At 51.1% G+C, this 20415-nt stretch carries 17 protein-coding genes and 1 tRNA gene; 1 reads left to right on the top strand and 17 read right to left on the bottom strand.

What is annotated here, in order from left to right:
• Position 1: 1 nt before the first annotated feature.
• From devC to POG22_RS09475, 6 genes are all read right to left on the bottom strand, one after another.
• Positions 2–1177, bottom strand: a complete 1176-nt coding sequence (gene devC / locus POG22_RS09500; RefSeq protein WP_063717852.1) for an ABC transporter permease DevC — start codon at positions 1175–1177, stop codon at positions 2–4.
• Between the two features lie 224 nt (positions 1178–1401).
• Positions 1402–3273 carry a hypothetical protein gene (locus POG22_RS09495; protein WP_498904932.1) on the bottom strand — a complete coding sequence of 624 codons (1872 nt, stop codon included), beginning with the start codon at positions 3271–3273 and terminating at the stop codon, positions 1402–1404.
• 98 nt (positions 3274–3371) lie between these two features.
• Complete coding sequence (locus tag POG22_RS09490) at positions 3372–5036, bottom strand: GH3 auxin-responsive promoter family protein (protein ID WP_498904931.1); 1665 nt, start codon at positions 5034–5036, stop codon at positions 3372–3374.
• Between the two features lie 414 nt (positions 5037–5450).
• Positions 5451–6398: a glycosyltransferase family 2 protein gene (locus POG22_RS09485; RefSeq protein WP_017659653.1), complete on the bottom strand. Its 948-nt coding sequence runs from the start codon at positions 6396–6398 to the stop codon at positions 5451–5453.
• An 80-nt stretch (positions 6399–6478) separates the two neighbouring features.
• Positions 6479–7426, bottom strand: coding sequence for a glycosyltransferase family 2 protein (locus tag POG22_RS09480; protein ID WP_498904929.1), 948 nt, complete (start codon positions 7424–7426; stop codon positions 6479–6481).
• 180 nt (positions 7427–7606) lie between these two features.
• Positions 7607–7822, bottom strand: a complete 216-nt coding sequence (locus POG22_RS09475; RefSeq protein ID WP_498904927.1) for a hypothetical protein — start codon at positions 7820–7822, stop codon at positions 7607–7609.
• 41 nt (positions 7823–7863) lie between these two features.
• Here POG22_RS09475 and POG22_RS09470 point away from each other — a divergent pair, with 41 nt between their 5' ends.
• On the top strand, positions 7864–7986 hold the full coding sequence (locus tag POG22_RS09470) for a hypothetical protein (protein WP_281166976.1): 123 nt from the start codon (positions 7864–7866) through the stop codon (positions 7984–7986).
• An 88-nt stretch (positions 7987–8074) separates the two neighbouring features.
• Here the strand turns inward: POG22_RS09470 and POG22_RS09465 are convergent, their stop codons facing one another.
• The 11 genes from POG22_RS09465 to POG22_RS09415 form a co-directional block, all read right to left on the bottom strand.
• Complete coding sequence (locus tag POG22_RS09465) at positions 8075–8923, bottom strand: PEP-CTERM sorting domain-containing protein (RefSeq protein WP_063719211.1); 849 nt, start codon at positions 8921–8923, stop codon at positions 8075–8077.
• A 466-nt stretch (positions 8924–9389) separates the two neighbouring features.
• Complete coding sequence (gene ftsH / locus POG22_RS09460; RefSeq protein ID WP_063719210.1) at positions 9390–11318, bottom strand: ATP-dependent zinc metalloprotease FtsH; 1929 nt, start codon at positions 11316–11318, stop codon at positions 9390–9392.
• 147 nt (positions 11319–11465) lie between these two features.
• Positions 11466–11537: transfer RNA gene (locus POG22_RS09455), tRNA-Gly, on the bottom strand.
• Between the two features lie 139 nt (positions 11538–11676).
• Positions 11677–13680 (bottom strand): excinuclease ABC subunit UvrB, encoded by a 2004-nt coding sequence (gene uvrB, locus POG22_RS09450; RefSeq protein ID WP_063719209.1) that lies wholly within the window; start codon positions 13678–13680, stop codon positions 11677–11679.
• A gap of 686 nt (positions 13681–14366) precedes the next feature.
• On the bottom strand, positions 14367–16076 hold the full coding sequence (ureC, locus tag POG22_RS09445) for an urease subunit alpha (protein ID WP_063719208.1): 1710 nt from the start codon (positions 16074–16076) through the stop codon (positions 14367–14369).
• Positions 16077–16341: 265 nt separating this feature from the next.
• Positions 16342–16740: an urease subunit beta gene (locus POG22_RS09440; RefSeq protein ID WP_063719207.1), complete on the bottom strand. Its 399-nt coding sequence runs from the start codon at positions 16738–16740 to the stop codon at positions 16342–16344.
• Between the two features lie 58 nt (positions 16741–16798).
• Positions 16799–17101 carry an urease subunit gamma gene (ureA, locus tag POG22_RS09435; protein WP_017662260.1) on the bottom strand — a complete coding sequence of 101 codons (303 nt, stop codon included), beginning with the start codon at positions 17099–17101 and terminating at the stop codon, positions 16799–16801.
• Positions 17102–17138: 37 nt separating this feature from the next.
• A complete protein-coding gene (locus tag POG22_RS09430) occupies positions 17139–17966 on the bottom strand; it encodes an urease accessory protein UreD (RefSeq protein WP_498904924.1) in 828 nt (275 codons plus the stop codon).
• A gap of 103 nt (positions 17967–18069) precedes the next feature.
• The gene (gene ureG, locus POG22_RS09425; protein WP_498904923.1) at positions 18070–18669 is read right to left on the bottom strand and encodes an urease accessory protein UreG; all 600 of its coding nucleotides are present in this window, start codon (positions 18667–18669) and stop codon (positions 18070–18072) included.
• 139 nt (positions 18670–18808) lie between these two features.
• The gene (locus POG22_RS09420) at positions 18809–19489 is read right to left on the bottom strand and encodes an urease accessory protein UreF (protein ID WP_498904922.1); all 681 of its coding nucleotides are present in this window, start codon (positions 19487–19489) and stop codon (positions 18809–18811) included.
• A gap of 60 nt (positions 19490–19549) precedes the next feature.
• A partial coding sequence (locus POG22_RS09415; protein ID WP_498904920.1) for a M15 family metallopeptidase occupies positions 19550–20415 on the bottom strand: 866 nt, incomplete at its 5' end.

Below are 20415 nucleotides of genomic sequence, written 5' to 3'. Positions count from 1 at the left end.
TCTAACCAAAAATATCGGCGGGATCGGCTTCTTTAAGCTTCCAAACTGAAATGGAGCCGGATACAAAACAAATTGCACAGGTCGCACCGAGGACGGCGATCGCGACGTCTCGTTTCATCACAAATGCTAAACTGGTAGCATCGGCTAAAACATCGTACATAAAAATCGAACAAATAAATCCCGGCAAATATCCTAAAATTGCTAAAATCAGAGTTTCTTTGAGGACGATTCCCACCAAAGCGTTATTGCTAAATCCAATGGCTTTAAACGTGGCGTAGTCTTTAATAAATCCCGATATTTTTTGATAGAGAATTTGATAGAGTACGATCGTCCCCACAAGCATCGAGCCGATTAAACCAAATCGGAACATTAAACCGATCGGCGTACTGTTTTCGTAAAATGCTTTTTCTTGTAAAATTAAATCGGCTTGTGAAATGACTTTAACATCTTCAGGAAGATAGTTTCTGAGAGCGACGATCGCGCGATCGACATCAGATCCTGGTTTGAGTTGAATTAAGCCAATATTAATTTGACCTTTCTTGCGATCGAACAATTTTAAAAAATTTTCTTCACTGGTAATGACTGAAGAATTAAAAGATGTACTTGCCCCTAACTCAAACAATCCAACCAATTTTACTTGTTTTAATTCGTCTCGAGGCGTTCGGATCTCTGTCTCAACGGTTCCCTGAGTTTCAATGTTTTGAATGAGGGGCAAAAACTCTTTTCTCGATTTTCGGTCGAGTAAAAAACTATCTTGTTGTTTGATTCGATCTAAATTGCGATCGATTCCGGGTAAATCTAAAATATTCGGTTCGATCGGCAAACCGATCGTTTGAATTTGTCTTAAAAATAGCGTTGGATTTTCAGGATCTCGACAGAGTATAGAATTATAATAAATTGGCGTGACCGACTCAACCTCTTCAAATGCCAACGTTTGATACAGTCGCCGTTCGGAAAATTTTAACGGTCTTAAAACTGTGACTGAAGAAGTATTTAACAATACAATATCAGCGTTAAAGCTAGATGGAAGTTTAACTAAACTTTCTAAAAAACCGGCTCGAAAGCCAATTTGCATAAATAAGAGCAGCGTTGTAAAGGCAATTCCAAGAATTGCTGCGAGGGTTTGCCCTTTATGATATTGAAGTTGTAACCACGCGATCGGAACTTTAGAGAACATTAGAATCGCATTAACTTTTAATTTAATGGTATTGTTTTCGAGTTTGAAAAGCGATCGGCTAAAAATTAAATGTGAGAAAATACTATTATAGCAGTTCCAAATGAGTCGTCAAAAATTAAAACACCAGAAAAAGTCCGATTCCCCGTTCCCGTTCCCGATTCCCGATTCCCGATTGTGTTACACCACTAATTTAGGGTTGCTATAGATTCATAGTGAAAGATCGCTTAATCGAGATTTGATTGTTGGCGTTGAATTTGTCGGACGAGAGTGCGATCGGGTTGAAGACAGTAATCTCCCGTTCGATGAGCCACCACCAGCGGCCAGCGAGAACAAGATATCACCTTCCGATGCGATCGCACTCGACGGACGCGATCGCGCAAAACCGATCGCTCAAAAGACAAACTCTGCACGAACGCCTTAGCAAACTCACCCATTATTTCACCTTCACTGTTGGCTCGTTTCAAAAACTCCTCAACCGTTCGATAATCTTCGGGATTTAAGGCTAAAAATTCAGCCAAGCCGATGCCAGTTTTTTTGAGACTCCACGCCACCTCTTCAGGAGACAGTTGGTTTTGCTCGATCGCCTGTTGCAAAATTCCCGCCACCGCAAACGATCCCGCCAGTTCGGGTAAACGAGCGTTGCAGTGGTTTTGAAGATCGTTGGCAAATACTAAAGCGGCTGCAACATATCCCATTGTATGGGTCGTTGGATAAATATGCGACTTTCCGCCAAATGCACCACCGCTATCGACGCTTTTAGACACAATATCTTTTAGCACGCTGTTATTCGGAAAACCGTTCGATCCCAATCCCATAAATTTTTTACCGTCCCCCGGAACGTGGCGACTTGTGACGTTAAACGCACCGGCAATCCCCGGACGAGTATGATGGTCGGGAACGGCACAAACTGAAATATAAAACGGTAAACCGTTCTCCGAGGCTTCTAAATACGCTTTCAAGTGGGGAAATTCCCGCGCAAAAACCGAACGCTCTCGCTCGTTTAACGCCGACAGTACCCCTCGACACCGCAACAAGCGATCGCCTTCGATAAAAGCCGCTAACGTCGCACCGATCGAGGTTGGATTGTACAGGGACAGTAACGGAGACGTGTTGTCTAAACTCGAAGGTAGACGATCGCGTTGAATGAAAGCGTCGAGAAGATATAGATAAGGAACGATCGCGCCAAAAATTCCACCTTGAATCGGCGATTTGAACTGTTGTAACGTGCTTTCGGAAACGTCATCTCGTAACTTCGGTTTTTTGCGAAAAATCTTTTCTACAATGGTCGTCAAGTTTCCAGCAGACTGGGGAGTTGTTGGGAAAAAAATACCCGACTCTTCAAGAACTTGACCGATCGCGTTGACATCTCGTTCTCGACGAGTTTCGTAGCGGCGGAGTTCGCAGTTTAGCGGACTCGATGCGACTTTGTGACGGAGAATATCGTCTTTTTCATCTCGCATGATCGCCGATCCCCGTTTCGGACACCAGATCGTTAATTTCACGTCGTCGAAATTGAGAATCGAGAACTCGCGATCGCCGTTAGAAACTGAGAGAGTTTGTAGGCGATGTAAAATCTCGTGCAACGCCAAACCAAAGTTGCTCGATGTCGTACAAACGAGCGTGCGATCGCGTAAGGCTTCCCACAGTGCGACGTACAGCAAATCGACTGACTGCAAGCGATCTGAGGTAATCTCTTTCGGCTGAAAAACAGGCAGGCGATCGCGCGTTTGGCGCATTTCTAAAAAATACTTTTGTCGTTCTTCGAGTTGTCGTGCAGCGTTTAAATCACCTCGATCTTTTTGATTTTTTAAGGCCTCGAGAATCTGCCAATGAGGAAGAACCGTATCCGCGAGCAACCCCAAAACTTGAAATGCCTTGACGCTGTTTTGAAAATCCGACCAACCTCCTAAAATCGCAACGCGCCGATCGAACAACTCGCTCAACAACGGTGCATCGACGAATAACTGTTGAGATTTTCGAGCGTTTCCCGTTGTCGAATCCTCAACACCAAAACCTAGCGTTCGAGCAATATCTAACGAAAACAGTGCGTTTTTTAATGGATAAAAAGATTCGTCCGAGTTAGAAATTAAAGGCATCTATTTTTCAGGCGATCGCGAATCTACTTCGAGCCATATTTTAAAACCATCGTTCGAGCTATTTGTCAAGCCATTGTTAGGCAAGTTTAGACAAGTCATTACGGCAACTGAACCACCCGATCGACCTCGAGTCCAGAAACGATCGCCCGATCTTCGCTAATATGAGGGAACTTGAGTTGATAGGCAGGAATTCCTCGCTCGACTTGCCGCTGGCGCACGATTTCAAAACTTCCCGGCTTCAAAATTTGCAATCGCGGCGGTGGAACGGACATATCCCGTTTGATCTCGTAATAGCTGTGAACGTCTTTTAACACGCGATCGAACGCGTCGATAAAGCTTTCTGCGTCGTCGAGACGATATCCCGGTGCGAGTTCTACATTGACCAAATATCGTGCGGGGAATTCGTTATCGGAAAGAGTTACGCAGAAATCTTCAAAGCGAATTGCAAACTTATCTTGCAAGATCTGCATGGTTTTCGTAACGTGGTATTCCGTAGTTTTTTCCGTCGTCGAAGACAACAAGCCACCGCGACGATATCGAAACACAATTAACGGTGCTTCTTCATAAAACCCGACGACCTGAAAAACATCGCCAATATCGTAACGATAAAACCCGCTATGGTTCGTGACGAGCAGTCGATAGTATTCCCCGACTTTCACCTCGCTCGGTCGCAAAGTCTTCGGGTGTTCGTTCTCCCATTCGTCAGGAGGGACGAACTCAAAAAATCCCGTTTCCACCGCTAAAACGCTGCCGTCTGTATCCAAATCGGGATAAATACTAAACGTGCCTTCAGCCGAGGCGAACACCGCACCAAACCCTGGAATATCGCCAAAATATTCGGGAAATCGCTGCAAGTAAAAATCCGAGGTTCCGCCTCTGGCGGTGGTGTAACAGGCTAATTCCGGCCAGACGAGACGGGGGAGAAGCCGACCTTCCGTTTTGAGTATCGATCGCAACCGATCGGCCCGATCGCGATCGGGAAACAGTTGCGCTTCCAAACTCGCTCTCAGTTCCGGTTCGAGCTTCAACCACGGCGCGATCGATCCCGTTTCGATATCTTCAATTAGCGCGTCGGCGTATTCTTCCAACCAGTTACAAAGCTGCAAAATCACCATCGGAAAATTGCTTCCGATACTGGTGGGACTGCCTTTAAGTGAAAATAACAACGCCGTGTAAGATCGTGCGAAATAATCTTTCGGTTTGAACGTGTCGAGGGGATGAACGAATAGCTGTTTGTAGAAAAACGACCCCATCTTTAAAACCCCCGGACCGGCCGATCCGTATTCGATACCGCCTCGAGTATATTTCGGGGCTTCTAGAGCGTTGAGAACGATGTTTTTTCCCAGTTTTTTACCCCGTTTTCGCAAGCCGTGAGTTAGAAATCCCAAACTGACGAGGTTCGCCCAGCCTAAAATATTTTGAAAACGTTTCGTGACGGGGATGAGTTTTTGTTTGCCCGTCGAACCACTCGTTCGGTTGAGATAAACGACCGGATCGGACGTTAAAACATTCGGTTCGCCCTCAGCAATACGCCGAATGTAGGGTTCGTAAGCCGTATAATCTAAAACGGGAATTCTATCTTTAAATTGTTCGATTGTTTCGATATCGGCAACCCGATACTGTTTCCCTAACTCTGTATTTTGATATCGTTTAAGAAGATCGAATAGCAATTTTTCTTGAACGGCAGATTGTTGTCGAACTTTTTTATTGAAATTTTTTCTGGCGCGATCGGCTGCGAACGTTAAAATTGGTAAAAAATCCATAGTTGCTGGGATGTTCTCGCTCCTTTGGGAACTGGATCGAGTGTTTCGATCGCCCTTGAAGATTGGCGATCGCCTCGATCTCGATTCCGTCTAAAACGTCTCGTTTTAAAAGTTACCGATTCAAACTTTAACATTTTTTCGGTGTCTTGTTACGACGCGCTCGAAAAAACAGCGAGGCAGTCTCCTCCTTTGGAGCGGCGATCGCTCGACTGCTGTTCCCGATCCGACTCACAGGACGTACAAAAACGCGCTATAGAGTGCGATCGCTCTCCATAACGCGAACCGATTCGAGAGCCGCTGCGAACCCGACGCACACCCGTCTCGAACGTCAAAGGCTCGGACGAGGAGTTTCAGTGTTCGGCTCGCCGTCAATACCCGACGAGCCAAGGAACAGAGGAGCTAAACCCCCAGGTTCTACGAAATAGACTGAGTCGCGCCGGTCGATTTCGGCTTTTCCTCGAGCTTGTTTAACTGGCCACCAAACTTCCTAAGTTCGTACAGCTTGACTCCAATTTGATACTCGTACTGACTCAACAAACGCCCGTAAATATAACCCGCTCGACCGTCCAAAAAGCCCAAGCGCAAAATATAAAACAACAGGAATCGGAAGAACGGCTTAAAGGGCAACCGCACCCAAATTTTCTTCAAAAACCGCTTGCGTTGCACGGAATCTCCAAACAAATTCGCCCCGATCGTTCCGTCGTCTGCTTGTCCGGTCAACAAGTTGTAATAAACGCGAGCTTCCCAATTTGAATAACGGTTGTGCCGCGCCAACCAATGGTAAATATCGCGAAAATCGATGTGCAGCATATCGTGTTTGAGATATCCTGCTTGAGTGGGCAGAACCACGTGTTCGTGAACTTCATTATCGCCCGTATTCGGCACTTCTTCAGTGTGTAAATTTTCGTAGCGCCCGACTTTGTGTTTGAACAAGCGCAAGTTCCAATCGGGATATTTTCCGCCGTGACGAATCCAAACGCCGAGGAAGAACACGCGACGATTGAGATAGTAGCCGTCGCGGTCGTTTTTCCGAACGACCTCGTCGATTTCGTCCCACAGTTCCGGGGTAATGCGTTCGTCACAATCGACGATCAGCACCCATTCGTTGTGAAACGGAAGATTGTCGAGAGACCAGTTTTTCTTTTTCGGCCAGCGACCGTTAAAGTGAAATTGCACGACTTTCGCGCCGTAGCGTTCGGCAATTTCACCCGAGCGATCTTCGCTTTGAGAATCGACGACGAACACCTCATCGGCTCTCGCAACACTTTCGAGGCAAGCGGGAAGGTTCGCTTCTTCGTTTTTCGCTGGGATCAGGACAGATACGGGAACTTTGGCAGGGGAATTAGAAGAGGAAGAAGACATGAGCTAGATCGCGTAGAGAGTCAGGACATGAATTCGAGTCAAACCAGCAGTACAGATTGCGGCTGACACCGATCTCGACATTAAGAAGACGATGGCGGTGGCGAGAGCATTCCCCGAACGGCGTAAACGAGATAGCCGATCTGACCGTAGGCATATACTAGGCTATCAAAGCGACGAGCCGGATCTCGGGAATATTTCGCAGCATTGTACAAGCCCCGAAGGATGCGTTCGCCCCCCCGTAAAAATTGAGCGGGGCCGGCACTTCCGGCGAGTTGTTCGCGATAGCATTCGCTGATGCCTTGCCACCAACCTCGCCGGAGAAACCAGGTGCGATCGAGCCGTTCGGGGGCAACGTTGTGGGCGACTAACGCATCGGGGAGATAGGCGACTTGCCAACCGAGTTGTAAGGCTTTTTCGGTGGTGTACAGCTCCTCGTTGGAGAGCAGTTTTTTGCCGACGCGGCCGAGGTTGGGGTCGAACCCGCCGATTCGATCGAGAAACTCGCGACGGATGGAGTAGTTGAGACCGCGCGGCGTGAGACCGGGTTGGGTAATCGACACCACCTCGTCGCCGAGGTTGTAGAGTCCCAAGGCACCGGCTAAGCCTTCAGAGAGCCAGGGGGGAGGGGTAACGTCCGGCGGCCAGATGAGGGTGACTTTACCACCGGCGATCGCCAGTTTGTCGTTGCGATCGTAGGCGGCGGCCAGGTGAGTGAGCCAGGTGGGACTGGCGACGGCGTCGTCGTCGAGATAGGCGAGAATCGGTGCGGTGGTTTCACGAACGCCCCGGTTGCGGGCGATGGAAAGTCCCAAGGTGGGTTCCCAAACGTATCGCAGGCGGGGATGGGGCTGTCGTTCTTCGACGACGGCTTTGGTGCGATCGCTCGAACCGTTATCGACTACGAGAACCTCGTAATCCTCGAAGTCCTGTTGGTCGAGTAGGCTGTCGATCGCCGCACCGAGATAGCGATCGCGGTTGTGGGTGCAAATAATTGCAGAAATTTTGGGGTTGGATTTGGGGTCGGACATAAAAGCCTCGGTCGAGAAGCTTGACTCGGAGTTCTTTCGCCTCAAGCTGTGTCTGTTATAGCCCATTGCAGCCTCGCCAGGCGTGCGCCCGTAAAAAAAACCCCCCGAGCGATTTCGGGGGGAAACATGAGGAACTATCGCGTAACTTGGAAAATCCACTCGAGTTCTGAGACCGTGTTTTTACGTAAGGCAGAGGTCGTCAACAACCTTGACTCGTCCTCGCAACACCGCTCGTAAAAGTCGGTTGGCCGAACGGCGATCGCTCTCGTCGAGGCTTTCGTCGAGGATCGCAGCCATGAGTCCGTAGCGATCGCTGAGGGTGAGATATCCCGTATCCGTCACCGAAGCGAGAATGGCAGAGATAGCACCGGGGAGAAGTTGGAGGGAAGGAAACATCGCACTGGCTTTGAACTCGATGCTTTTAGTATCTCTGGATTTTGCCAGTCGTACCGCGATCGCAGACGATTGAGGGCGTGATGTCTCAGTGGATTTACAGTGACACAGCTATCGCTTACGATGTGATGGCGATCGCACTCCCTAAATATACGGAAGAATTCTAGCATCTGTGAAATCCCCGCTACCTTCAAGATACCGGGGATTCGAGCAAAGACAGAGGTTAAAAGCGTTTGACTCGGTAAAATTGCGGAGTTAATCGGCTTTGCGGCGCATCGTGCGAGTTCCCACAGCACCCACCAGGAACAGAGCGATCGTAGAGAGGGGTTCGGGAACCTCTTGAGGCGATGGGTTCGACTGAGACGGCGCGTCCGCCACGAGATCGTCTGAGGCGTCTTGTTTGACCTGAGAGAGCGACCCCACCGTCATGTTATCGAAGGCGAAGATATCGGCAAACATCCCCGTACCGGGAGCCGTCATGTTAAAAGACAAACTGGTAAACAGTTCGTCGGCACCGTCGGCGATCGCGCCGAAATACAGCACCGAACCGTCCGTGTTGCCGTAACTGCCTACCGTATTCGGAACGGCGATCGATTTCTGCCCACCGTTGGCGAGGGTGAGATTTAACATCAGTTCGCCGCCGAAATCACCTAAATCCACACCGTAGAAGCCAAAGGCAGCCACTGCTTGGCTGAATTCCACGACGAAGTTGTTGCCAGCGGCGTTGGTTTCCCAATAGTTGGTTTTCGAGATACCGTATCGTCCGTACCCGTTCGTCGTTCCTTCGGCCACAGAGTTTATGACGCCGTGACCCTTCAGCGTCGCGGTTCCGGCTTCTCCAAAATCTAAAGACAGCGGATCGGCCGTTCCAAGGGGGAAGCTTTCAAAAGTTTCCGTACCGACGCCGACGAGGTGAGAGAGAAATTCTGTTTCGGCTTGCTGGGCGTTTTGGTAGTTCGTGAGGGGTTGCGTGGCGCTGTGGTTGAGGTCTTCGCCGAAAAAGATTCCGAAAGCACGTGCTGAGGTTGCTAACCCAAACGCTCCCGACATCGAGAGGGAGAGAACGGTACAAGTCGAGACGGCCTTTTTCAAAACACCAGACATCGCTGAAATCCCCTAGAAAAAACACCCGTAAAATGTAAAAGCGATCGCTTTAAAACTTTCGCCTTTTATTTCTATCAAATTTATGTTGAGTTAGATCTAACTCAACATAAATTCAGGTTAAGTTTTGCCGAATGCCTGTGTCAATGAAGCTTAGCAGCTCTTTAAAAGGTTTTTATATCGTCTTTATACGAGATTCAATAACTCCTAGAAATCACGGAGAACTTTTTTTGACAAACCCCTTCCATGCGGAGTACGGAGAACCTGGCCGTCGTCCCCTCTCAGTCATCGGACGATCGCTCTGATTTTTTCCGTCAATTTACGGAATTGTCCGATCCGCGATCGATATTCGCCTGAATTCCATCGGCAACTTTACGGAAATTGCTCAAAAAAATGGGGGTACGCGTGTCGTACCCCAACTTACAGAAAACGGTCTCGAAAAATGTTATGGCGATGGGTCTTCGGACGATTACCGAACGGCGGCCTCAGAAGCGATCGCAGTCGTTGCCATCTGAGGTTCTGGTAGCGTTGCGTACTGGGCCACGATGCGGCGGAACTCGTCTCCGTCGATTTGCTCCTTCTCAACGAGTAAATCCACCAACCGATCCATCAAGGGGCGATGTTCCCGAATAATCTGACACGCTTCTTCGTAACACTCCTGAGCGATGGTGCGGACCTGGCGATCGATCTGAATCGCCATCTCCTCCGAATGCTCCGAACTCGGCATGAGATCGCGTCCTAAAAACACCTCGTTATTGGGACTTTCCAGCGCCATCGGACCCAAATCCGACATTCCGTAGAGCGTCACCATCTTCCGCGCCCGTTCGGACACCATCTTCAAATCGTGCTGCGCCCCGTCGGTGACTTCAGAATCGCCAAACACCACCGCTTCGGCGGCACGTCCGGCCAACGTCCCCGTAATGTGGTCGCGAATCTGCGCTCGCGACTCCAGCATCGGGTCTTCTGGCGGTGTAAGCCAGGTGGCACCGGGGGTGTGACCGCGCGGAATCAACGTCACCTTTTGCACCGGATAGTGATGTTTGAGGAGCGTTGCTACGATAGCGTGACCCGTTTCGTGATAGGCGATCAGGCGCTTTTTCTTGCTGTCCACGAGGGGCGTCCCTTCCATTCCCGCCACCACGCGATCGAAAGCGTCGTCAATTTCAGACATCGTAATCGCCTCTTTGCGGCGGCGAGCGGTGAGAATTGCCGCTTCGTTGAGGAGGTTTGCTAAATCAGCCCCCGTAAACCCTGGCGTGCGGCGGGCGACCGTCTCGAGGGAGACTTCCGGGTCGAGTTTCTTGTTGCGAGCGTGAACCTGCAAAATACCGAACCGTCCGTTGTAGGTGGGTAAACTCACCATCACCTGGCGATCGAAGCGTCCTGGGCGCAACAGAGCCGTATCGAGAACGTCGGGGCGGTTCGTCGCCGCGATGATGATAATACCGCTGTTGCCCTCGAACCCGTCCATTTCCGTTAACAACTGGTTGAGAGTTTGTTCCCGTTCGTCGTTTCCGCCGCCGATTCCAGTTCCCCGCTGGCGTCCCACCGCGTCGATTTCGTCGATGAAGACCAAACAGGGGGCGTTTTCCTTGGCTTTACGGAACAGATCGCGAACTCGCGAAGCACCGACGCCAACGAACATTTCAACGAATTCCGACCCGGAAATACTGAAAAACGGAACCCCCGCTTCTCCAGAAATCGCCTTCGCTAACAGAGTTTTCCCCGTTCCCGGTGCGCCGACGAGCAGCACGCCGCGCGGAATTTTCGCACCGATCGCCGTGAAACGTTCGGGTTGTTTGAGAAACGTGACGACTTCTTGTAATTCTTCTTTGGCTTCTTCAATTCCGGCGACATCGTCGAAGGCGACCCCAGTTTTCGCTTCCATGTGGAATCGCGCTCGAGATTTCCCAAAGTTGAGGGCGTTGTTTCCCGACTGAGACGAACGACGCACGATCGACATCAAGCCGCCGACTAAGATGAGAATCAACAACAGTTGTCCTAAAATGCCAATGGCGAAACTGTTGTCGGGGGTCGGGTTACTGGCGATTTCGACCTCGTTATTGCGTAACTGCTGGATCAGGTCTGGGTTTTCTTCAAACAGACGGACTTCGTAGGGGGCGTCGTCTTGTCCTTGGTTGACAAGGGTGACGCGAGCCGTTTGACGGGCTGGGTCGAGATCGACTTTCTGGACTTCGCCGTTCTCGACTTTTTCGAGGAACGCACTGTAAGACATCTCCTTGGGTTCCCGTTGTCCGAGGGCGGGACTTCCCAACAGCAAAACTTGAACGAGCGCCCAACTAGCCGCGAGCGATCGCCAATTGGGGCGATGTCTGTCAGAGGTAGATGCGTTTCTGAATGTCGTCTTCAACCAAGCGAGAGTCCGTTGAGCTTTCATGTTCGGCCGTTCGTGGAATATCGGTGACGTGGAGTGCATTTCTAGTGTAACGCTGCACTCGAGATCGAGAGACGCCCCGTCCGCGTAGGGAGGTGCGATCGCAACCCGTCCGTTAAAAATTGCCCAATAAAAATCGCCAAAGAAGAAAGCGGGTGACCGGACTCGAACCGGCGACGTTCAGCTTGGGAAGCTGACATTCTACCACTGAATTACACCCGCAGCAGATATCCAAAAGCTGTCTGCAAGGGTTTCATTATATCACGAACTGCATATCACGAACTGCCCCGGTTGGGGAGGGTTGCGATCGAGGTACAGACGGGATTTCTGCGTCTCGGGACTCCAGCGGATCGTTCGAGACTTACGACGATCGCCCTACGAGCTTGTCTCGTAAATGCTTGATGCGATCGCGCAGTTTCGCCGCCTCCTCGAACTCCAAGTTCTTCGCAGCTTCCTGCATTTGCGCCTCCAACTGTTGAATCAACTCGGGAATCTGTTCGAGGGAAATCTCATCGGAATGCTCGTAAGCGGTTTCGAGTTGCTGCGCGTTGAGGCGACGGGAAATCTCCAAAAACGCCAAAATCGAATTGTCGATCGCCTTCACCACCGGTTTCGGCGTAATGTTGTGTTTGCGGTTGTACTCCAACTGAATCTGACGGCGGCGTTCGGTCTCCGAAATCGCTTTTTCCATACTTTTGGTGAGCGTATTGGCGTAGAGTATCGCCTGACCGCGCACGTGACGCGCCGCACGTCCGATGGTTTGAATCAGCGATCGCTCGGCCCGCAAAAAGCCTTCCTTATCCGCATCCAGAATCGCCACCAGGGACACTTCCGGTAAATCCAACCCTTCCCGCAGCAAGTTAACGCCGATAAGAACGTCGAAGACACCTTGTCGCAAATCTTGTAAAATCTCGATGCGTTCGATCGAGCCAATATCTGAATGGAGATAGCGCACCCGAACCCCGCGATCGAGTAAATATTCCGTCAAATCCTCCGCCATGCGCTTGGTTAGCGTGGTCACGAGGGTTCGTTCTCCGCGAGTCTCGCGATCGCGAATTTCTCCAAACAGATCGTCTACCTGACCTTCCGTCGGACGCACGAAAATTTCCGGGTCTACCACTCCCGTCGGTCGGATAATCTGTTCGACGACGTGTCCTTGAGACTGCTCGACTTCCCAATCTCCCGGCGTCGCCGACACGAACACGCACTGTTTGACCTTTCCCCAAAACTCCTCGGCTTTCAACGGTCGGTTGTCCGCCGCACTCGGAAGCCGAAATCCGTGTTCGATGAGAACCTGTTTTCGAGAGCGATCGCCGTTGTACATCCCACGAATCTGGGGAACGCTCACGTGAGACTCGTCCACCACCAACAGCCAATCCTCTGGAAAATAATCCACCAAACATTCCGGCGGTTCTCCGGCTCGTCTCCCGGCTAGATGTCGCGCGTAGTTTTCCACCCCATTGGTGTAGCCGACTTCCCGCAACATTTCCAAATCGTAGCGCGTCCGTTGGGCGAGCCGTTGCGCTTCGACGAGTTTTCCTGCTTTTTCGAGTTGTTCGAGGCGCTCTTCGAGTTCCGCTTGAATCTCCTCACAGGCGATATCGAGGCGTTCTTCGGGGGTAACGAAGTGGCGAGCTGGATAAATCCGCAACTGGTCTACACTTTGCAACACCGACCCCGTCACCGGGTCGATATAGCGAATCGCGTCGATTTCGTCGCCGAAGAACTCCACGCGAATGATGCGGTCTTCGTAAGCGGGGCCGATTTCCACCACATCCCCTTTGACTCGAAACTTACTGCGTCCGAGTTCCAGGTCGTTACGGGTGTACTGAACGCTGACGAGATCGCGCAACATTTGGCGTTGGTCGATTTCCTGTCCCACTTCCAAGGGAATCGAAGCTTTGAGGTATTCGCTGGGAATCCCCAGACCGTAAATGCAGCTAATGGAGGCGACGACGATGACATCCCGTCTCTCGAAGAGCGATCGCGTGGCGGAGTGGCGCAACATATCGATTTCTTCGTTAATCGAGGCGGTTTTCTCGATATAGGTATCGGTCACGGGAATATACGCCTCGGGTTGGTAATAGTCGTAATAACTGATGAAGTATTCGACGGCGTTGTGGGGAAAGAACGAGCGCAACTCGTTACACAGTTGTGCCGCTAGGGTTTTGTTGTGCGCTAAAACGAGGGTGGGTTTCCCCAGTTTTTCGATAACGCTGGCCATAGTGTAAGTTTTCCCGGTTCCCGTCGCACCGAGGAGGGTTTGGAAGCGGTTTTCTGCGTTCAGGCTTTGGGTGAGCTGTCGAATCGCTTGGGGTTGGTCGCCGGTCGGTTTGAAAGAGGCTTCGAGCTTGAAGGGGGTCATGGACGATCTCGTCTGACGATGGCGTTTTGATTTTAGATCGATCGCCACGATTGCGACTGCCCTCTGTTTTGCCCGTCTTCCGTGTCGCGTCTCGCCTTTCGCGACCTGTCAGTTTTCTGAGGTTGAAGTGGGGGTGGTGCGGCATTCTAATGATACCGATCGATCCCAACTCCTCTGTGGTAAGGGTTCGAGAGGCAAAGTAGCATTACTAATCATCGAAAATTTTGGGTTGAGACCCCGTCTTTTTGACTTGGCTCAGGGCAAGCCGTCTAGGGCGATGAGAATGTTAAAAACGAGGTCGTGAGTATCGAGGAAAACCGGCGATCGGCAACCGTACAAAAAACAGCAAAACGCCGTTGTTTTGGGTGCCTCTCAAACATATAAATTTATCATACGGAATCGGTGTCCGATAAGCTAGGTTTCAAGAAGTCTTCACCACATCCCCCCTTAGCCCCCCTTTCAAAGGAGGGTTGGGGGGATAGAGGGACTTGTCGGGTTGGGAAAAACCAGTATTTGAGTCCTCGACTCCGCTCGGACTCAACGCTGAGCGGATCGGAGTCTCTGCAATGAATTGAGGTGTTGTTGGGTGGAGCGATCTCGAAACCCAACAACACCTCAAAATTATATTTTTACAAGACGGAGATACACCTATTTTTTCAAAGGAAACTGGCGTTTTTAAGACGTTTTTAAAACAAAAAATACCGCTGCGCCATCGGTAAAATCTCAGCGGGTTCACAGGTGAGCAATTCCCCATCTGCCCGAACTTCGTAGGTTTCGGGATCGACTTCAACTTTCGGTAAGGCGTTGTTGAGTTTCAAATCCGCTTTGGTGATGTTGCGCGTGTTCGACACCGCCACTGCCGTTTTCTGCAATCCTAACTGTTGGGGAACTCCCGCATCGATCGCCCCCTGAGAGACAAAGGTGAGGGATGTCGTCGCGATCGCCCCGCCGTAACTGGCGAACATCGGACGCATATGAATCGGTTGTGGGGTGGGAATGCTGGCGTTGGCGTCTCCCATTTGCGCCCAGGCGATCGCGCCTCCCTTCAACACTAACTCGGGTTTGACGCCGAAAAACGCCGGTTTCCACAAACACAAATCCGCCAGTTTCCCTTCTTCGACAGAACCGACAACGTGAGAAACCCCGTGAACGATCGCCGGATTGATGGTGTACTTGGCGACGTAGCGCTTCGCCCGTAAGTTGTCGTTGCGATCGCTGTCTCCCGACAACGCCCCACGCTGCACCTTCATTTTATGGGCAGTTTGCCAGGTGCGGAGGATCGTTTCTCCCACGCGCCCCATTGCTTGGGAATCCGAGGCGATGATGCTGAACGCCCCGAGATCGTGCAGAATATCCTCGGCGGCGATGGTTTCGCGACGGATGCGAGATTCCGCAAACGCGACATCTTCGGGAATACTGCGATCGAGATGGTGACACACCATCAACATATCGAGGTGTTCTTCTAAGGTATTCGTCGTGTAGGGGCGAGTCGGGTTCGTGGAAGAGGGGAGAACGTTCGGATAACTGCACACTTTAATAATGTCTGGGGCGTGTCCACCTCCCGCCCCTTCTGTGTGGTAGGTATGGATGGCGCGGTTTTTAAACGCTGCGATGGTATGTTCGACGAAACCGGCTTCGTTGAGGGTGTCGGTGTGAATCGCCACCTGTACGTCGTAGTCGTCGGCGACACTCAGACAAGTATCGATCGCGGCGGGTGTCGTTCCCCAGTCTTCATGAAGTTTCAAGCCGATCGCCCCGGCGAGAACCTGTTCGACTAAACCTTGGGGTTGCGAACTGTTTCCTTTCCCCAAAAAGCCCAAGTTCATGGGAAAGGCTTCCGCTGCTTGTAACATCCGATGAAGGTTCCACGCCCCAGGGGTGCAGGTGGTGGCGTTGGTTCCCGTTGCAGGCCCCGTTCCGCCCCCTATCATGGTGGTAATTCCCGATGCGATCGCCGTTTCGATTTGTTGGGGACAAATAAAGTGAATGTGGCTGTCGATTCCCCCTGCGGTGACGATCGATCCTTCGGCGGCGATCGCTTCGGTGGCGGGGCCGATAATAATATCGACGTTATCTTGAATGTAGGGATTTCCGGCTTTGCCAATTTTGCAAATTTTGCCGTCTTTAATGCCGATATCGGCTTTGACGATACCCCACCAATCGAGAATTAAAGCGTTGGTAATTACCACGTCCACCGCCCCGTCTTCTCGCGAAATTGGCGATTGTCCCATTCCGTCGCGAATCACCTTTCCGCCGCCGAATTTGACTTCGTCGCCGTAAGTCGTAAAATCACGTTCGACTTCGATGAGTAATTCGGTATCTGCCAACCGAACGCGATCGCCTACAGTCGGCCCGAAGGTTTCGGCATACGCCCGTCGATCCATTTGATAGCTCATATTTTTAAAGGTCAAAAATGCTGTGATGTTCGATTTGGGGTTGAGACGGCAAAATCCCCTATTGGTCAATGGCTGTGTGAGATCCCCGGCATCTTGGAGATGCCGGGGATCTGGAGAATTTGGAGTTCCTCCATATATCCTCATCTCATCATCTCATCATTTGCCGGTGGGGGCGGTGCGTGACAATTTATAGGTCTCACGATCGACACCCTATATTTTAAGTCACGCACCCTACGGATCGACCTCCAATTTATCGATCGAATTTCTATTTTTTCTTCTTTTTGTCTTTGCTTTTTTTTGTCTTGTCTTTCTTTTTCGATTTCTCTTTTTTCTCCTCCTCTTCCGCCTCCGGTTCTCCATCTAAGGAACCGTTCACCAAACCGTTAAACCCATAAATCTGACGACTTCCCACCACCGCCACCAGTTCCACGGTTTTCTCGTCTCCCGGCTCGAAGCGAACCGCAGTTCCGGCGGGAATGTTCAATCGCATTCCTTTCGCCGCCTCGCGATCGAATTGTAAGGCTTCGTTCACTTCAAAAAAGTGAAAGTGCGACCCCACTTGAATCGGGCGATCGCCCGAATTTGCGACGGAAACTGTACTTTTTGGACGATCGGCGTTGAGTTCGATCGCACCTTCGGCGGGGAAAAGTTCTCCAGGTATCATAAATCTCAAAAATTCTCCATGTACCTAAGTTTGAAATTGCCAACATCCCAATCGACGATTATTCGATCGGATCGTGAACGGTGACGAGTTTCGTTCCATCGGGAAACGTGGCTTCGACTTGGACTTCTTTCACCATTTCTGAAATTCCATCCATCACGTCATCTCGCGATAATAGCGTTTTTCCATAACTCATCAACTCCGCCACCGAACGCCCTTCTCGAGCGCCTTCTAAAATGCCAGCCGTAATATAAGCTACCGCTTCGGGATAGTTAAGTTTTAAACCTTTTTCCTTGCGGCGTTCGGCTAAAAGTGCCGCCGTGAAAATTAAAAGTTTGTCTTTTTCTTGGGGAGATAGTTGCATAAAAAACCTCTAATTTGCTATAATAAAGTAGCCCATTTTAAATTTGCCAAAATCGAGATTTGACAGCGGAAGTTTGGCGATCGATCCCTCGAAACAGTTGCCAAAGTTCGAGGAAACTGTCGAGAACCGCTTGAGTCGATCGCCCGCAATAGCGACACACCAACCCACTCTCGAGACAAGTTAACCCTACATCTCCCTGAGTGTCTCGCGTTTGCCAGAGCGATCGCCCTTTTTTCAAAATCTCTTCAGAAACGGGTTTTCCGATAATGGCGAACGTCGCCACGACGGGAAACCCGTTTAAGCCGTTGGGAGAGTCTAGCAACGTCGAACCCCCTTCGAGACAAGATCGATCGATCCAAAGCGGCGTTCCGTTGCGCCAAATTTCCGTCTGCGATCGCCAACTTCCCGACTCGAACCGTTCCCCTCTGGCGGTTCTCCCAAACCGCAGGATTTCCCATCCCAGCCAAACCGCATTTTCCCCCAATTCTACGCGAGTCTCCTGACGAAACACCGCCCCATCGAACAGAATAGTTTCTCGCGGAAAATATTCTAGATAGGCGTTGTCTTCTAATTGGAAGTTCGCCGTTTGCGTCGCCGGGTGTCCGTTGCTGCGATAGACTTTGCTGGCGGCGACAGTGGTTAAGTTGGCTTCCGCGTGGGGATGAAGGCGCACGTCTTGACTGAGAATATCGCCCCCGACGAGTCCCCCAGCAGTGTGGAGAATTACGCTGTGACAGATGGTGTCCCCTTCAGGGTGAAACGATCGCTGCACCTTATACGGGGCTTGACTGTAGGCGTCTTTAACGCGAGTGGTGCGATCGCGTTTAGCGTAAGTCAATTTGATTTTTCCATACCAAGAGTTCATAGGAGAGGGGGAGAAGGGGAGAAGGGGAGAGGGGGAGAAGGGGAAAACTATTAACTGTTCCCTGTTCCCTGTCTTCACTGGTGACTGGTGACTGAAACACTGTTCACTGTAAGATGTGCGATCGCACGAATTGTTCGATGTCGTCGAGTCCCTGTTGAGTTTTGAGATTGGTAAAAACAAACGGGCGATCGCCGCGCATTTTTTTCGCATCTCGTTCCATCACCGACAAATCTGCACCGACAAACGGGGCGAGATCGATTTTATTAATTACCAATAAATCGGATTTCGTAATTCCCGGGCCGCCTTTGCGGGGGATTTTGTCTCCGGCGGAAACGTCGATGACGTAAATCGTTAAATCCACCAATTCCGGACTGAACGTCGCGGCGAGATTGTCACCTCCGCTTTCGAGAAATACGAGATCGAGGGTTTTAAAGTGCTGTTCGAGTTGTTCGATCGCCGCTAAATTAATCGACGCATCTTCACGAATCGCCGTGTGAGGACAACCGCCAGTTTCTACGCCGAGAATGCGATCGCTCGTCAACGCCGCCGCCTTAACCAGAAATTGCGCGTCTTCCTGGGTGTAAATATCGTTGGTGACAACCGCCAGTTGCAGGGAATCCCGCATCCGCTTGCATAACGCTTCGACGAGAGCGGTTTTTCCCGAACCCACGGGTCCGGCGATTCCAACGCGAAAAGGTGACATAAGAGGGAACGGGGAACGGGGAATAGGGAATAGGGAACGGGGAATAAGGAAGAGTTAAGAGGTCGTTTTCACAGGTTAGAATCTCATGAAATCCGAGATTGTATTGAATTTTGCAGAATTTCGATTGATTTTGTGGGGCTTAACTGCGAAACAGGCGACTGTAAAGGGTTTCGTGTTGCATACTGGCGAGGGTGAGTCCCCAGCTACAACTGGTGAGATCGTCGTCGTCGAGGGCGAGGATGCGATCGCTCTCCTCCGTTAGCGTCGGTTGCAGTTGGCGAGTTAACTGCTGTCCCGCCGTTTGTCCGAGGGGAACCAGTTTCACCGCCGCACCGATGAGGTTCGTCGCCCAACTATATAAGTATCCTAAAGCGGCGTCGTGAAGGGAAATTTCCCAGGCGGCGGCGGCGATACCGTAGGCGATCGCGAGGTTGCAGGGGCGATCGACTGCAACGGAATAAGGATGGAAATCTAGTGTGTTTGGGTCGTCTAAGTCGCACAACAGCCGCATGAGGGAATTTCCCATTTGCCAGCTTTGCTGTTGTAATTCGGCGGTTTCTCGCGTTGCACTCAGCCAACGGTTCCAATAGGCTAAATCCGCGAGACTTTCTTCTCGAACACTGCGATAGGCGCGAACCATGACGGCGGTTTCAATGCGAATCGTGCCGTGACGCAGTTCGGTTTCGAGCCATTGTCGCACCTCGTCGGCGTCAGTGAGAGTTTGCGTTTCGACGAGGGTTTCTAAGCCTTCTGAGTAGCTGTACGCTCCCAGGGGAAGCGTCGGACTGACCAGTTGGAGTAAGTTTAAGAGAGACAACACGTGTTACAGCGAGCAGCGAACAGACAAGAGTGCGTCACGCACCATCGACTCATCATCTTCTCACCTCATCCCCTCATCTTGCTGTTGGTGGGCTTTGTAGAAGGTTTCGAGGCTGTGACGATCGCCCACAAAACGCCAGTGCCAGGGTTCGTAAGCGATGTTTTGAGGGTTATCTTTGGGAAACGATAACTCGAAACTGTAATGTGCGGCGTTGTTTTGCAGCCACTCGAAGGCTTTGGTATTCTCGAATTCTGGCGAGACGTGGGTTGCCGGAACGTCACCGTCGCCGATGTCGATCGCATAGCCGGTGTGGTGTTCGCTATAGCCGGGGGGGGCGCTCACTTCAGCTCGTTCGCTGGCGATCTGTCCCCGTTGGGCTTTCACCTCGAAAAAGAGGTATTGTTGGTCTTCGACGGAACGAAAAGCGGAAATCGGTACGAGACGCACGCCGTCGGCTCTGGCGTCGGCTTCCATGTTTAAATAGGCTTCTGCCGCCGCGCGGCGGAGTTTGAGGCTCCCGTCGGCGAGAATGGGTTCGAGGTCGTCTGTGGGCGCTTCCTCGTAGGGGAGATGTCCGAGGAGGTTATCGTCTTCTGGAGTGGGTTCGGTGGTGTCTGAGAATTGGGATTCGGCGGTTTCTTCGGATTGGGCGTTGGAGCGGGCAAAAAACGCTCGCTCGGATTGCCAGACAAACCACAGTACTGTTCCGAGGGTGAGAACGCCAACGCCAGATAGTGCCATGAGACTTCCCATCGCCCAACCCATGCCGCCTTTTTTCGCCGATGGGGGGGCCGTTGCGGGGATGGGTGCGTCTCGTAAGGCTTCTGGAATATCGTCGATCGCTGCCCTGGAGGTCGTCTGTAGGGATTTGCCAGACCGACTTGATTTCTTCAAAACCCCTCTCCTACATTCAGCAAGGACTCGGT

Origin of the sequence: Geitlerinema sp. CS-897 (genome assembly GCF_028368005.1) — a bacterium.
GTDB lineage: Bacteria > Cyanobacteriota > Cyanobacteriia > Cyanobacteriales > Geitlerinemataceae > Baaleninema > Baaleninema simplex.
Note: the sequence above shows the minus strand (reverse complement) of the source record. Positions and strands in the feature narration are given on the sequence as shown.

Bases quoted from the DNA above. Each gene is read 5' to 3' on its own strand.
- POG22_RS09490 (WP_498904931.1), bottom strand. From the start codon at position 5,036: ATGGATTTTTTACCAATTTTAACGTTCGCAGCCGATCGCGCCAGAAAA.
- POG22_RS09480 (WP_498904929.1), bottom strand. From the start codon at position 7,426: ATGTCCGACCCCAAATCCAACCCCAAAATTTCTGCAATTATTTGCACC.
- POG22_RS09440 (WP_063719207.1), bottom strand. From the start codon at position 16,740: ATGATACCTGGAGAACTTTTCCCCGCCGAAGGTGCGATCGAACTCAAC.
- POG22_RS09465 (WP_063719211.1), bottom strand. From the start codon at position 8,923: ATGTCTGGTGTTTTGAAAAAGGCCGTCTCGACTTGTACCGTTCTCTCC.
- POG22_RS09495 (WP_498904932.1), bottom strand. From the start codon at position 3,273: ATGCCTTTAATTTCTAACTCGGACGAATCTTTTTATCCATTAAAAAAC.
- ftsH (WP_063719210.1), bottom strand. From the start codon at position 11,318: ATGAAAGCTCAACGGACTCTCGCTTGGTTGAAGACGACATTCAGAAAC.
- POG22_RS09485 (WP_017659653.1), bottom strand. From the start codon at position 6,398: ATGTCTTCTTCCTCTTCTAATTCCCCTGCCAAAGTTCCCGTATCTGTC.
- POG22_RS09475 (WP_498904927.1), bottom strand. From the start codon at position 7,822: ATGTTTCCTTCCCTCCAACTTCTCCCCGGTGCTATCTCTGCCATTCTC.
- ureC (WP_063719208.1), bottom strand. From the start codon at position 16,076: ATGAGCTATCAAATGGATCGACGGGCGTATGCCGAAACCTTCGGGCCG.
- ureG (WP_498904923.1), bottom strand. From the start codon at position 18,669: ATGTCACCTTTTCGCGTTGGAATCGCCGGACCCGTGGGTTCGGGAAAA.
- devC (WP_063717852.1), bottom strand. From the start codon at position 1,177: ATGTTCTCTAAAGTTCCGATCGCGTGGTTACAACTTCAATATCATAAA.
- POG22_RS09430 (WP_498904924.1), bottom strand. From the start codon at position 17,966: ATGAACTCTTGGTATGGAAAAATCAAATTGACTTACGCTAAACGCGAT.
- ureA (WP_017662260.1), bottom strand. From the start codon at position 17,101: ATGCAACTATCTCCCCAAGAAAAAGACAAACTTTTAATTTTCACGGCG.
- uvrB (WP_063719209.1), bottom strand. From the start codon at position 13,680: ATGACCCCCTTCAAGCTCGAAGCCTCTTTCAAACCGACCGGCGACCAA.